The sequence below is a fragment of the Pseudomonas sp. yb_9 genome (genome assembly GCF_043103635.1).
Classification (GTDB): Bacteria; Pseudomonadota; Gammaproteobacteria; order Pseudomonadales; family Pseudomonadaceae; genus Aquipseudomonas; species Aquipseudomonas monteilii.
Genome location: NZ_JBICKA010000031.1, coordinates 13180 through 26539, shown reverse-complemented (window position 1 = coordinate 26539; position 13360 = coordinate 13180). Strand labels below are relative to the sequence as shown.

13 protein-coding genes are annotated in these 13360 nt (G+C 62.1%); 6 read left to right on the top strand and 7 right to left on the bottom strand.

The window, feature by feature from the left end:
- Window positions 1-39 precede the first annotated feature (39 nt).
- Window positions 40-255, top strand: a complete 216-nt coding sequence (locus ACF8MI_RS08520; RefSeq protein WP_008095172.1) for a molybdopterin-binding protein — start codon at window positions 40-42, stop codon at window positions 253-255.
- A gap of 43 nt (window positions 256-298) precedes the next feature.
- On the opposite strand, the gene ACF8MI_RS08515 is transcribed toward ACF8MI_RS08520, so the two are convergent.
- The 4 genes from ACF8MI_RS08515 to ACF8MI_RS08500 all read right to left on the bottom strand — a co-directional run bounded on the left by ACF8MI_RS08515 (window position 299) and on the right by ACF8MI_RS08500 (window position 5369).
- Window positions 299-931, bottom strand: coding sequence for a TetR/AcrR family transcriptional regulator (locus ACF8MI_RS08515; protein WP_060501269.1), 633 nt, complete (start codon window positions 929-931; stop codon window positions 299-301).
- Complete coding sequence (gene gshA, locus ACF8MI_RS08510; protein WP_156867783.1) at window positions 931-2508, bottom strand: glutamate--cysteine ligase; 1578 nt, start codon at window positions 2506-2508, stop codon at window positions 931-933. The genes ACF8MI_RS08515 and gshA overlap by 1 nt, the downstream gene beginning before the upstream one ends.
- 153 nt (window positions 2509-2661) lie before the next feature.
- Window positions 2662-3045: a PaaI family thioesterase gene (locus tag ACF8MI_RS08505; protein WP_003257433.1), complete on the bottom strand. Its 384-nt coding sequence runs from the start codon at window positions 3043-3045 to the stop codon at window positions 2662-2664.
- Window positions 3045-5369, bottom strand: coding sequence for a Tex family protein (locus ACF8MI_RS08500; protein ID WP_200928946.1), 2325 nt, complete (start codon window positions 5367-5369; stop codon window positions 3045-3047). Before ACF8MI_RS08500 ends, ACF8MI_RS08505 begins: the two co-directional genes overlap by 1 nt.
- Window positions 5370-5586: 217 nt before the next feature.
- On the opposite strand from ACF8MI_RS08500, the gene ompR reads away from it, so the two are divergent.
- Window positions 5587-6327 carry a two-component system response regulator OmpR gene (gene ompR / locus ACF8MI_RS08495; RefSeq protein ID WP_016484407.1) on the top strand — a complete coding sequence of 247 codons (741 nt, stop codon included), beginning with the start codon at window positions 5587-5589 and terminating at the stop codon, window positions 6325-6327.
- A gap of 13 nt (window positions 6328-6340) precedes the next feature.
- On the top strand, window positions 6341-7654 hold the full coding sequence (locus ACF8MI_RS08490; protein ID WP_200928947.1) for an ATP-binding protein: 1314 nt from the start codon (window positions 6341-6343) through the stop codon (window positions 7652-7654).
- A gap of 30 nt (window positions 7655-7684) precedes the next feature.
- Here ACF8MI_RS08490 and rimK read toward each other — a convergent pair whose 3' ends face one another.
- Window positions 7685-8590 (bottom strand): 30S ribosomal protein S6--L-glutamate ligase, encoded by a 906-nt coding sequence (gene rimK / locus ACF8MI_RS08485; RefSeq protein ID WP_060501259.1) that lies wholly within the window; start codon window positions 8588-8590, stop codon window positions 7685-7687.
- Window positions 8587-9003 carry an ATP-dependent zinc protease gene (locus ACF8MI_RS08480; protein WP_232905545.1) on the bottom strand — a complete coding sequence of 139 codons (417 nt, stop codon included), beginning with the start codon at window positions 9001-9003 and terminating at the stop codon, window positions 8587-8589. The genes rimK and ACF8MI_RS08480 overlap by 4 nt, the downstream gene beginning before the upstream one ends.
- Before the next feature lie 174 nt (window positions 9004-9177).
- Between ACF8MI_RS08480 and ACF8MI_RS08475 the strand changes: the two genes are divergently transcribed.
- On the top strand, window positions 9178-9579 hold the full coding sequence (locus tag ACF8MI_RS08475) for an RNA-binding S4 domain-containing protein (RefSeq protein ID WP_060501258.1): 402 nt from the start codon (window positions 9178-9180) through the stop codon (window positions 9577-9579).
- 27 nt (window positions 9580-9606) lie between these two features.
- Here ACF8MI_RS08475 and ACF8MI_RS08470 read toward each other — a convergent pair whose 3' ends face one another.
- Window positions 9607-10401, bottom strand: a complete 795-nt coding sequence (locus tag ACF8MI_RS08470) for a phosphatase PAP2 family protein (protein WP_019096895.1) — start codon at window positions 10399-10401, stop codon at window positions 9607-9609.
- Window positions 10402-10521: 120 nt separating this feature from the next.
- Between ACF8MI_RS08470 and hslO the strand changes: the two genes are divergently transcribed.
- Together hslO and ACF8MI_RS08460 are read left to right on the top strand one after the other, a co-directional pair.
- Entirely contained in the window at window positions 10522-11421 is a 900-nt protein-coding gene (gene hslO, locus ACF8MI_RS08465; protein WP_060501256.1) for an Hsp33 family molecular chaperone HslO, read from the top strand.
- Between the two features lie 179 nt (window positions 11422-11600).
- Window positions 11601-13142, top strand: coding sequence for a phosphoenolpyruvate carboxykinase (locus ACF8MI_RS08460; RefSeq protein ID WP_060501253.1), 1542 nt, complete (start codon window positions 11601-11603; stop codon window positions 13140-13142).
- Window positions 13143-13360 lie beyond the last annotated feature (218 nt).

Sequence of the window (13360 nt, the reverse complement as noted above, 5' to 3'; positions counted from 1 at the left end):
TCACTTACCAGACTGAAGCCATACAGAAGGAATCAAATCATGACTATCAAAGCCATCAACGTCCGCAACCAGTTCAAAGGCACCGTGAAAGAAATCCTCGAAGGCCCGGTACTGTCGGAAATCGACGTACAGACCGCCTCGGGTATCGTGACTTCGGTCATCACCACCCGTTCTGTGAAGGAGCTGGAGTTGCAGGTTGGCAGCGAAGTGATTGCCTTCGTGAAGTCGACTGAAGTGTCTATCGCCAAGCTGTGATGCTGCTGCTCGATATCGGGGCTGCTTCGCAGCCCTAACAATTTCAGCCTGAACGCTTGGCCAGAAACGGCGGCAGGTACAACCCCAGATACGCCTCGAACACCCGCTTGCCTTCTTCGGCCATGCGCGGGGTGATCGCTTCGTGCAACTGCACCGATCGCGCATACACCCGGTCGCTCAGTTCCATGGCCAACGCAAACACATCCACATCCAGTGGCATCACCGGCAGGTGAAAATGCTGGTCGAACAACTTGTGCATCAAGTCGCCCAGTTCCATGTCGTGCTGCCGATCGGCCTGCACCACTTCGCTCAGCCCATGCTGGGCCAGGATCAGCTGCCGCGCCGCCGCATCTTCGTTATAGATACAAAGCATGCGTTCTTCGATGAGCCGTGAGAGTTCGTGCCAAGTGCTGAACGCGCTGCTGTCGATCGGTGCACTCAGTGCTTCGCGAAAGGCCCGGTGTACGTCGGCAGTCAGTGCTTCCAGCAACGCTGGCACACTGGCGAAGAAGTGATACACCGACGACGGCGGAATCTGTGCCCGTTCGGCCACGCTGTAGATGGACAGTGCCGCCACCCCTTGCTCTGCCAGCAACTCGCGTGCAGCCGTCAGGATCGCTTCGATCCTGGCCTGGCTGCTGGCGCGCGGCTTGCGCGGGGTGGCGGTACGGGTCATCAGTTGCTGATCGCCAGGATGCTGGCCTGGTAGGCACCGACGAACAGGTCGAAGTCACCGACTTCTTCCTGTTCCAGCTCCGATTGCTTGGCGAGCGATTCACGGGCCAGTGTTTCGAACGCCTGTTGCTGCTCGTTGTTCAGGGGCTGTTCGCGGAACGTTTCGGCGTGGATCCGGCTTTGGCGCAGGGAGAACTGGACGAAGGTTTCGTCGTGTTCGGTCATGCGTGCCAGCACCTGGGCCGACGGTGTCAGCGAAGCGTCGTCAACCTTGGCTTGCTGGGCATCCAGGGCTTTGGCGTGCTCGTCAACGCCTTGCGCCTGGTCGAGCAGGTCGGCCAGTGGCCGGATACGCCCGATAAGCTCGCTGGCCCAATCTTTCAAGCTGATTGGCTGGCCATCGCGATGCAGCGCCAGGCCCGGGCGACGGCCTTCCTTGACCACGGTCAGGAAGTTGCTGGTGCACTGGCCGCATTCGCCGTTGTCCAGCTGCGGGCTGTCTTCCAGTGCGCAGAACAGCAGGAACGCATCAAGGAAGCGCGCCTCGGTCAGGTCGATGCCCACGGGCAGGAACGGGTTGATGTCCAGGCAACGCACTTCCACGTACTGCACGCCACGCGAGGTCAGGGCCTGGATCGGCCGTTCGCCGGTGTAGGTAACCCGCTTGGGGCGGATGTTCGAGTAGTACTCGTTCTCGATCTGCAGGATGTTGGTGTTCAGCTGCACCCACTCGCCGTCCACGTGGGTACCGACTTCTACGTACGGCGGGTAGGGCGTGCCCACGGCCTTGCGCAGGCTATCGGTGTAGCTGGCCAGGTTGTTGTAGCACGGCGTGAGGCCGGCCTGGGCGTTGCTCTGGTAGCCCAGGTCGCTCATGCGCAGGCTGGTGGCATAGGGCAGGAACAGGGTTTCGGCATCCAGCTCTTCGAGCTGGTGCGGGCGGCCACGCAGGAAGCCTTTGTCCAGGGCCGGCGAAGCGCCGAACAGGTACATCAGCAGCCAGCTGTAGCGGCGGAAGTTGCGGATCAGGGCGATATAGGCCGACGACTGGTAGTCGCGGTTGTCTTCAGTGCTGCCTTCGGCTTCGCGCAGCAGCGGCCACAGGGCCTCGGGCAGCGAGAAGTTGTAATGGATACCGGCGATGCACTGCATGGTGCGGCCGTAGCGCAGGGCCAGGCCCTTGCGGTAGACGTGCTTGAGCTTGCCGATGTTCGAGGTGCCGTACTCGGCAATCGGGATGTCCTCCTCGGCCGGCAGCGTGCACGGCATCGACGGGCTCCACAGGTATTCGTCGCCCAGCTTGCTGTAGACGAAGCGGTGGGTCTGCTCGAGGCTTTCGAGTACCTTGGCCGGGTCGGGCAGGGCTGGCGTGATGAACTCCAGCAGCGACTCGGAATAGTCGGTAGTGATCTGCTCGTTGGTCAGCGCCGACCCCAAAGCTTCCGGGTGCGGGGTCTGGGCCAGGCGACCTTCGTCGGTCACGCGCAGGCATTCGCGCTCAATACCGTGCAGGCACTGCTTGAGCAGGGGGAGATTGGCGCCGAGCAGGCTCAGGCGGCGGTTGAGGAGGTCGCTCAAGATGTATTCCTTCACGCGTCAGTCGCCCCAATATGGGGGTAGAGATAACGGTCTACAAGGGTAGGAAGAAAGGAACTGGCGTTGTCGCCTGGTTTACGCGGTTCCAGCAGTGCCAGCGCACTGCTGAAAATACCGCAGATACAGCTTGGTGAGCTAGAGAACCGCGAAGGTTCCTTGCGCTTTTGCCACCAGCTTGTCGCCCTGGACTACGTCGGCGTCGACCACCAGGGTACGCCGCCCGGCGTGCAGCACACGGGCGGTGCACAGCACTTCGCCATCACTGACGGCGCGCATGTAGTTGATCTTGCACTCGATGGTGACGCTTTGCTGGTCAAAGCCATGGCTGGCCGAGCAGGCCAGGCCCATCGCGATGTCCACCAGGCTGAAGATTGCCCCGCCGTGGAGCTTCTGGCCACGGTTGCGCAAGTGCGGCTCAAGCGCCAGGGCCACCTCTGCAACGCCTGTTTCCAGGCGTTGCAGGCGGCAGCCCAGCAGTTGGCTGAAGGCGCTTTCGACGTATTCGCGTGGTACGTCCATCACTTCTTCTTCAACTGCTTGGCGTTGGCGAACAGGGCGGCCATGGCGTTGTTGGCCGGAGCGGCAGTGGCGGTCTCACGCTGGCGCGGCGCCTGCTGCTGACGGTTGCCGCTATTGCCACGGTTGCCGCCGCGGTTGCCTTCGACCTTTTCGCCCGGTGTGTCGCTCATGCGCATGGACAGGCCGACGCGTTTACGCGGGATGTCCACTTCCATGACCTTGACCTTGACCACGTCGCCGGCCTTGACCGCTTCACGCGGGTCCTTGACGAACTTTTCCGACAGCGCCGAGATGTGCACCAGGCCGTCCTGGTGCACGCCGATGTCGACGAAGGCGCCAAAGTTGGTGACGTTGGTGACCACGCCTTCGAGGATCATGCCCGGCTCCAGGTCCTTGAGGTCTTCTACGCCGTCCTGGAAGGTGGCGGTCTTGAACTCGGGGCGTGGGTCGCGGCCCGGTTTGTCCAGCTCCTGCAGGATGTCGGTGACGGTCGGCAGGCCGAAGGTTTCGTCGGTGAACTTTTTTGGGTCCAGGCGCTTGAGGAAGCTGCTGTCGCCGATCAGCGAACGGATGTCGCGGTCGGTGTCGGCGGCAATGCGTTGCACCAGCGGGTAGGCCTCGGGGTGCACTGCGGAGGCGTCCAGCGGGTTGTCGCCGTTCATCACACGCAGGAAGCCAGCGGCTTGTTCGAAGGTTTTCTCACCGAGGCGGCTGACCTTTTTCAGCGCTGCACGCGTGGCGAACGGGCCGTTGGCATCGCGATGGGCGACGATGTTCTGTGCCAGCGTGGCGTTGAGGCCAGAGATACGGGTCAGCAGCGCCACCGAAGCGGTGTTCACGTTCACGCCCACGGCGTTCACGCAGTCCTCGACCACGGCATCCAGGCCACGCGCCAGTTTCAACTGGGACACGTCGTGCTGGTACTGGCCGACACCGATGGATTTCGGGTCGATCTTCACCAGCTCTGCCAGTGGGTCCTGCAGGCGGCGGGCGATCGACACGGCGCCACGGATCGACACATCCAGGTCAGGGAACTCGCGGGCGGCCAGTTCCGATGCCGAGTACACCGAAGCGCCGGCTTCGGAGACCATGATTTTGGTAATTTTCAGCGCTGGGTATTTTTTGACCAGTTCGGCCACCAGCTTGTCGCTTTCGCGGCTGGCGGTGCCGTTGCCGATGGCGACCAGCTCCACCGAGTGCTTGGCGCACAGCGCGGCCATGATGGAAAGGGTGCGGTCCCAGTCGTTTTTCGGCGCGTGCGGGTAGACCGTGGTGTGGTCCAGCAGCTTGCCGGTGGCATCGACCACGGCGATCTTGCAGCCGGTGCGCAGGCCCGGGTCGAAGCCCAGGGTGGCGCGCGGGCCGGCCGGGGCGGCCAACAGCAGGTCGTGCAGGTTGTGGGCGAACACGTTGATCGCCTCGCCTTCGGCGTTGTCGCGCAACTCGCCGAACAGGTCGGTTTCCAGGTGGGTGTACAGCTTGACCTTCCAGGTCCAGCGCACCACTTCACCCAGCCACTTGTCGGCCGGGCGGCTGCGGTTTTCGATGCCGACGTGGTTGCCGATCATCACTTCGCACGGGTGCAGGGTGCCAGGCAGCTCTTCGCCGACTTTCAGCGAGGCACTCAGCACGCCTTCGTTTCTCCCGCGGAAGATCGCCAGGGCGCGGTGCGACGGGGCGGTGCGCAGCAGTTCGTCGTGGGCGAAGTAGTCGCGGAACTTGGCGCCTTCTTCTTCCTTGCCCGCTACCACGCGAGCGCTGAGCACCGACTCCTGCTTGAGGAAGTTGCGCAGTTTTTCGAGCAGCGAGGCGTCTTCGGCGAAACGCTCCATGAGGATGTACTTGGCGCCTTCCAGCGCAGCCTTGACGTCGGCCACGCCTTTTTCGGCGTTGACGAAGCGTGCGGCTTCGCTTTCCGGTGCCAGGGTCGGGTCGTTGAACAGGCCGTCGGCCAGCTCGCCCAGGCCGGCTTCCAGGGCGATCTGGCCCTTGGTGCGGCGTTTTTGCTTGTACGGCAGGTACAGGTCTTCGAGGCGGGTCTTGGTGTCGGCCAGCTTGATCTCGCGGGCCAGCTCCGGGGTGAGCTTGCCTTGTTCCTCGATGCTGGACAGGATGCTGGCGCGGCGCTCGTCGAGTTCGCGCAGGTAACGCAGGCGCTCTTCCAGATGGCGCAGTTGGGTGTCGTCCAGGCTACCGGTCACTTCCTTGCGATAACGGGCGATGAAAGGCACGGTCGAGCCTTCGTCCAACAGGCCCACGGCCGCCTCGACCTGCTGGGGGCGTACGCCCAGTTCCTCGGCGATACGGCTGTTGATGCTGTCCATGTAAACCACCTGACATTTGTGAATACGGGGGTCGCCTGTGGGCTTTTCGCCCGGTGGCGCTGGATGAAAGCCGCGCATTATACCCATCGCAAACGGCTTGCGGTGATGGCGCCCGGCCAGCCGGAACTGGCGCCCGGGGAAAAATCTGCTAACAATGCTCACGCAACGTGCAGCAATGGCTACGCCATAATGCGCGGCGATATCAGAGGAGTTATTCATGACCGGCACCGCAAACACCGCTGAAGGTGACAAGATTCTCATCGTCGACGACGACCCGGGGCTTAGCAGCCTGCTGGAACGTTTCTTCACCAGCAAGGGCTACCGTGCCCGCGCGGTGCCCAACACCGAACAGATGGACCGCCTGCTGCAACGCGAGGTGTTCAACCTGGTGGTGCTCGACCTGATGCTGCCAGGCGAAGATGGCCTGTCCGCGTGCAAGCGCCTGCGCCAGCAGAACAACCAGATCCCGATCATCATGCTCACCGCAAAAGGCGATGAGTTGAGCCGTATCAAAGGCCTGGAACTGGGCGCCGACGACTACCTGGGCAAGCCGTTCAACCCGGACGAGCTGATGGCCCGCGTCAAGGCCGTGCTGCGCCGCCAGGCACCCGCTGTACCGGGGGCACCGGGTAGCGAAGACGAATCGGTCACTTTCGGTGATTACGAGCTGTCGCTGGCTACCCGCGAACTCAAGCGTGGCGATGAAGTGCACATGCTCACCACCGGTGAGTTCGCCGTGCTCAAGGCCTTGGTGATGCACGCCCGCGAACCGCTGACCCGCGACAAGCTGATGAACCTGGCCCGTGGCCGCGAGTGGGATGCACTGGAGCGCTCCATCGACGTGCAGATCTCGCGTCTGCGCCGCATGATCGAGCCGGACCCGTCCAAGCCGCGTTACATCCAGACCGTCTGGGGCGTGGGCTACGTGTTCGTGCCAGACGGAAACGCCGGTAAATGATGCCTGGCCGTCGATGAAAACACCGCTCTGGTTTCCGCAAAGCTTCTTCGCCCGCACCCTGTGGCTGGTGTTGATCGTGGTCCTGTTCAGCAAGGCCTTGACCCTGGTCTACCTGCTGATGAACGAGGACGTGCTGGTCGACCGTCAGTACAGCCACGGTGTGGCGCTGACCTTGCGTGCCTATTGGGCTGCCGATGAAGAAAACCGCGACAAGATTGCCGAGGCGGCTGGCCTTATGCGCGTGACCGGCTCGGGTGTGCCCGAGGGCGAACAGCACTGGCCCTACAGCGAGATCTACCAGCGGCAGATGCAGGCCGAACTGGGTGAGGACACCGAGGTGCGGCTGCGCATTCATGCGCCACCGGCGTTGTGGGTCAATGCGCCCAGCCTGGGCCCCGGGTGGCTGAAGGTGCCGCTGTACCCACACCCGCTGCGCGGGCAGAAGATCTGGAACGTGTTGGGCTGGTTCCTGGCCATTGGCCTTTTGTCCACCGCCTCGGCCTGGATCTTCGTTCGCCAGCTGAACCAGCCGCTCAAGCGCCTGGTGTTCGCCGCTCGTCAGCTGGGCCAGGGGCGCAGCGTGCGCCTGCCGATCAGCGACACGCCCAGCGAAATGACCGAGGTGTACAAGGCCTTCAACCAGATGGCCGAGGACGTCGAGCAGGCCGGGCGCGAGCGTGAGCTGATGCTGGCCGGGGTGTCCCATGACCTGCGCACACCGCTGACCCGTTTGCGCCTGTCGCTGTCACTGCTGAACAGCGACAGCGATTTGAGTGACGACATGGTCCGCGATATCGAAGACATGGACGCGATCCTCGATCAGTTCCTGGCCTTTATCCGCGATGGCCGTGACGAGCCGGTAGAAGAGGTCGACCTGGCGGACCTGGTGCGCGAAGTGGTGGCGCCGTACAACCAGCCGGAAGAACGTGTGCGACTTTGCCTGGAGCCTATTCCGCCATTTCCGCTGCGCCGGGTTTCGCTCAAGCGCATGCTGGGCAACCTGATCGGCAACGCCCTGCACCACGCTGGCAAAGGGGTCGAGGTGGCGGCTTATGTGTCGGGTGACGAGAGTGCGCCGTATGTGGTGCTGAGCGTGCTGGACCGTGGTACAGGGATCGACGAATCGGAGCTGGAAACCATCTTCAACCCGTTCATTCGTGGTGACCGGGCGCGGGGTGGCAAGGGCACCGGGCTGGGGCTGGCGATCGTCAAAAGGATCGCGGCGCAGCATGGCGGGAATGTAGAGCTGCGCAACCGGTCCGGTGGTGGGATCGAAGCGCGGGTGCGGTTGCCGCTAGGGTTGTTGTTACCGCGCAATGCTGTGTAATTGCTGGGGCTGCAGCGCAGCCCCACAAACTCAGCCCTTACCCTTGGTCCGGGTCTGATTAGGCCCGCCGTTCTTCTCCAGATGCTCGATGATCATCCCGGCCACGTCCTTGCCGGTGGTCACCTCAATCCCTTCCAGCCCCGGCGACGAGTTCACCTCCATCACCAGCGGCCCATGGTTGGAACGCAGGATATCCACACCCGCCACGCTCAGCCCCATGACCTTGGCTGCACGAATCGCGGTAATCCGCTCCTCAGGCGTTATCTTGATCAGGCTGGCGACGCCCCCCCGGTGCAGGTTGGAGCGGAACTCACCCGGCTTGGCCTGGCGCTTCATCGAGGCAATCACTTTGTCGCCCACCACGAAGCAGCGAATGTCGGCGCCACCGGCCTCCTTGATGTACTCCTGAACCATGATGTTCTGCTTTAGGCCCATGAACGCCTCGATCACCGACTCGGCCGCCTGGGTGGTTTCACACAGCACCACACCAATGCCTTGGGTACCCTCCAGCACTTTGATTACCAGCGGGGCACCATTGACCATCTGGATCAGGTCGGGGATATCGTCTGGCGAATGAGCGAAACCGGTGATCGGCAGGCCAATGCCGCGTCGTGACAACAGCTGCAACGAGCGCAGTTTGTCGCGCGAGCGGGCAATGGCCACCGACTCGTTGAGCGGATACACCCCCATCATCTCGAACTGGCGCAGGACTGCGCAGCCGTAGAAGGTGACCGAGGCGCCGATACGCGGGATGACCGCGTCGAAACCTTCCAGCGGCTTGCCGCGGTAGTGGATCTGCGGCTTGTGGCTGGCAATGTTCATGTAGGCCCGCAGGGTATCGATCACCACCATTTCGTGACCGCGCTGGGTACCGGCTTCGACCAGGCGGCGGGTGGAATACAGACGCGGATTGCGCGACAGCACAGCGATCTTCATGCAGCACCTGTGGCAGGAGAAAGAGTGGCCGGAAAGGCCGGTTTGTCTTGTACGTATTTCAGGCCAGGGTTGACCACCAACTGGCCGTGAATCAGGGCCTTGGAACCCAGCAACAGGCGGTAGCGCATGCTCTTGCGGCAGGCCAGAGTGAACTCCACTTCCCAGACACCATCGCCCAGGGCCAGTGACGTGCGGATGACATAACGGGTCTGGGCCTGGCCGTTGGAGCTCTTGATGGTTTTCATGGTCACCAGCGGTGCTTCGCAACGGCGGTGGCGCAGTTGTACCACCGAGCCCAGGTGCGCAGTGAAGCGAACCCAGGGCTTGCCGTCGCGCTCGAAGGGCTCCACCTCGGTGGCGTGCAGGCTGGAGGTGCTGGCGCCGGTGTCGATCTTGGCGCGCAACCCAGCCACGCCGAGGTCAGGCAGGGCGACCCACTCGCGCAGGCCGATCACAGTCAAATGGTCAAATGTCTTCACGAAGCGCACCCAGCGAATGAGGTGTGAACTGTAAGCATGGCGGGGATTTTTTGCATCCGCTGGTTACGGTAGTACAGTTCGATGAAACACAGTGTTCGAGGTAACGGGATGGCACAAAAAGCCGAAGACGACGACAAGGTTCGCCTGGACAAGTGGCTGTGGGCGGCGCGTTTCTACAAGACGCGGGCGCTGGCCAAGGCGGCGATCGAGAGTGGCAAGGTGCATTGCCGGGGCGAGCGTTGCAAGCCGGGCAAGGAGCCGCGTGTGGGGGACGAATTTGTGCTGCGCACCGGGTTTGACGAGCGCACCGTGGTGGTGAAGGCGTTGTCGGTGGTGCGGCGTGGGGCGCCGGAGGCGCAGACGTTATACGAGGAAACCGAAGAAAGTGTGCGCCGGCGCGAGCAGGCGGCCGAGTTGCGCAAGGCGGGGGCCATGGGCGTGACCACCGATGGCCGACCGACCAAGAAGCAGCGCCGGCAGATTCACCAGCTGCATGGGAGCTTTGATTGAATGGGGCCGCTATGCGGCCCCAACGATTTAGCGGATAACCGCCAATCGCCTGACCAACGGTAGCTTGGCCGCGATGTTGAACAACGGCGCGGTCCAGCGCATCAACGCTGCGCTACCCTTGGCCGCCAGCGGCGTGTAATAGCTCCAGCCCAGCGCCAGCACCGCCATCAGCAACCCGCCGATGTAGTCATCCTGCCCCCAGTGAGCGCCGGCCACCAGGCGCGGCAACATGAACAGCACCGCCAGCCCCCAGATCACCAGGTACTGCACCAGCCGGCGGCTGAACACGCTCATGAACAGCGCCCAGATCAGCAACACCGAGGCGTGATCCCCCGGGAAACTCTTGCTGGAGCGGTCTTTCAGCTCCCAGGCCGCCTCCAGGTTCGGGTAGTAGTCACTGAGGTGGACGACGTCGTCAAACATCATCGACGGGCTCTTGTGTTGCCACCCGGCTGCATCCACCCACTTGGAAAACAGCGCGCGAATCACCACTAAGAGGAGTAGCGTGACCAGAAAGCCGAAAAAGGCCTGACGAACTTGAGCGGCCTTGAACACCCAGTCGCCCCGGATAAGCACCGCCAGAAGGATCAGGCCGACAACGATGTCGAACGGGCGCAGGCTGCCGACGGTCCAGATGTAGCGCCAGGTGGTGCTGTCGGCCAGCGGCGCATTCAGGCTGTGGAACAGCCACTCGTCGAAAGTCAGGCACAAGATCTGGCCAATGGGCCATAACCAGAAACACAGTAGAGCGATGGGTAGCAGCGTGCAGGCTGCCAATGGCCCCAAGGACCACCTTGCTTGGAACAGTGGTCGATTGTCCATAAAATACCTCTATTGCAAACAGGAATCGGAGCGCCTTCTGAGCGCTCTGTCACGGGTTCTCGCAGGTTCTTCGATAACCCTTGTAACCATTTTGTCATCATTTTTAGATAGCCAAAACCTATGAGCGATTTGCCTGATACCGATTTCACCCAACGTTTCATCTTCGACGAGCGCGATGTGCGCGGCGAGTGGGTGTCTCTCGACGACAGCTACGCTGCGGTGCTGGCGCGTCATGAGTACCCTCAACCGGTCAAGGCGCTGCTCGGCGAACTGATGGCCGCCACTGCCTTGCTGGTGGGGGCATTGAAGTTCGATGGCTTGCTGATTCTGCAGGCGCGTTCCGCAGGGCCGATTCCGCTGCTGATGGTGGAATGCTCCGGTGACCGCGACATCCGCGGCATGGCCCGTTACGAGGCAGACCAGATTCCGGCAGACGCCACCCTGTCGCAGTTGATGCCCGACGGCCACCTGACCCTGACCATCGATCCGGTCAAGGGTCAGCGCTACCAGGGCACCGTGGACCTCGATGGTGCCAACCTGTCGGAGTGCTTCACCAACTACTTCGTTCAGTCGCAACAGCTCAATACCCGCTTCTGGCTCAATGCCGAAGCCGGCAAGGCTCGTGGCCTGCTGCTGCAGCAACTGCCGCGTGATCGTCAGCCGGACGACGAAGAGCGTGAAGAAAGCTGGCAGCACGTGGTGGCTCTGGCCAAGACCCTCAAACCTGAAGAGTGGGTTGAAGACAACGAAACCCTGCTGCACCGCCTGTACCACGAAGACGCCGTGCGCCTGTTCGATATCCAGCCACTGCGGTTCAATTGCAGCTGCTCGCGCGAGCGCTCCGGTAATGCGCTGGTCAGTCTGGGTGAGCACGACGCCAAGGCGTTGGTGGAAGAATGCGGCGGGACGGTGGAGATCGATTGCCAGTTCTGCAACGAGCGCTATTTCTTCGATGCCAGCGATGTGGCGCAACTGTTTGCCGGTGGCGGCACGGACGTAGCCTCAGAAACTCGTCACTGAAACGTTTAATTGCAGGGAAATCTCCTGTCGAATTGCGCAAAAGCGCGGTTACGACAGGAGGGGCCTACTTTTTTTGGGCGTTTCTGGCATAATCCGGCCACTTTTTTCGCTGTAGTAGTTTTTTCAAGACAACTACAAAACGTTTGGAGCACTCGGCCTCGGGCCGGATGGGGTATCTCATGACGCAAGCCAACAACACCGTGTACACCGACCTGAGCGTCGATGAGCTGGTAAAAGAAGCGCTGCAACGCGGTGAAGGCGTACTAGCCGATACTGGTGCACTGGTCGTGGAGACTGGTCACCGTACTGGCCGTTCGCCGGCTGACCGTTTCATCGTCGAAGAACCTTCCACCCAGGACGCCATTTCCTGGGGCCCGATCAACCGCAAGTTCCCGGCCGACAAGTTCGATGCCCTGTGGGACCGCGTCGAGGCGTTCAACAACGCCCAGGATCACTTCGTTTCCTACGTTCACGTAGGGGCGGCCGCCGAGCACTACCTACCGGTGAAGATGACCACCCAGACTGCCTGGCAGAACCTGTTCGGTCGTTGCCTGTTCATCAACCCGGAGCAGTACAACCCGGCTGGCCGTGGCGAGTGGCAGGTCCTCAACGTCGCCAACTTCGTGTGCGAGCCTGAGCGTGACGGCACCAACTCCGATGGTTGCGTGATCATCAACTTTGCCCAGAAGAAAGTGCTGATCGCAGGCATGCGCTACGCCGGCGAAATGAAAAAAGCCATGTTCTCGGTGCAGAACTTCCTGCTGCCGGCTGCCGACGTACTGCCAATGCACTGCGCCGCCAACATCGGCGAAGCAGGCGATGTGACCCTGTTCTTCGGCCTGTCCGGCACCGGCAAGACCACCCTGTCGGCCGACGAAAGCCGTTACCTGATCGGTGACGACGAGCACGGCTGGGGCGAAGGCGTTGTCTTCAACATGGAAGGCGGCTGCTACGCCAAGTGCATCGACCTGTCCGAGAAGAACGAGCCGGTCATCTGGAAAGCCATCAAGCACGGTGCGGTGCTGGAAAACGTCGTGCTCGACGCCAACAAGCACGCCGACTACACCGATGTCAGCCTGACCCAGAACAGCCGTGCGGCCTACCCGCTGGAGCACGTTGCCAAGCGTTCCGAAGCGAACCTGGGCGGCGAGCCTAACGCAGTCATCTTCCTGACCTGCGACCTGACCGGTGTTCTGCCACCCGTTTCGATCCTGAACAACGAGCAGGCGGCCTACCACTTCCTGTCCGGCTACACCGCGCTGGTCGGTTCGACCGAAATGGGCTCGGGCGGCGGCATCAAGTCGACCTTCTCCACCTGCTTCGGCGCACCGTTCTTCCCGCGCCCGGCTGGCGAGTATGCTGAGCTGCTGATCAAGCGTATCAACGGCTTCAACTCCAAGGTCTACCTGGTCAACACCGGCTGGACCGGCGGTGGCTACGGCGTTGGCAAGCGCTTCAGCATCCCGACTACCCGTGCCGTGATCGCTGCGATCCAGAGCGGCGCGCTGGTCGGTGCTGAAACCGAGCACCTGGACATCATCAACCTGGACGTGCCGAAGGCCGTTCCGGGCGTTGAAACCGAGCTGCTCAACCCGCGCACCAACTGGGCTGACAAAGCGGCCTACGACGAGGCCGCCAAAGGCCTGGCCAAGCTGTTCATCGAAAACTTCAAGAAGTTCGAAGTTTCTGACGCCATCAAGGCTGCTGGTCCACAGCTGTAAGCTGAAACCAGCCGCAACAAGAAGGCCGCCCCTTGGGGTGGCCTTTTTGTTTTCTACTGCCTGCGCGGGCCTCTTCGCGGGTAAACCCGCTCCCACAGGTACAGCGCATATCTTGAATGCAGTGGTAATCCTGTGGGAGCAGGTTTACCCGCGAAGAGGCCCGCACAGGCAGCCAAAGTGCGGAAATTCTGTTTCACTGTCAGCATCCATTGCGAAGA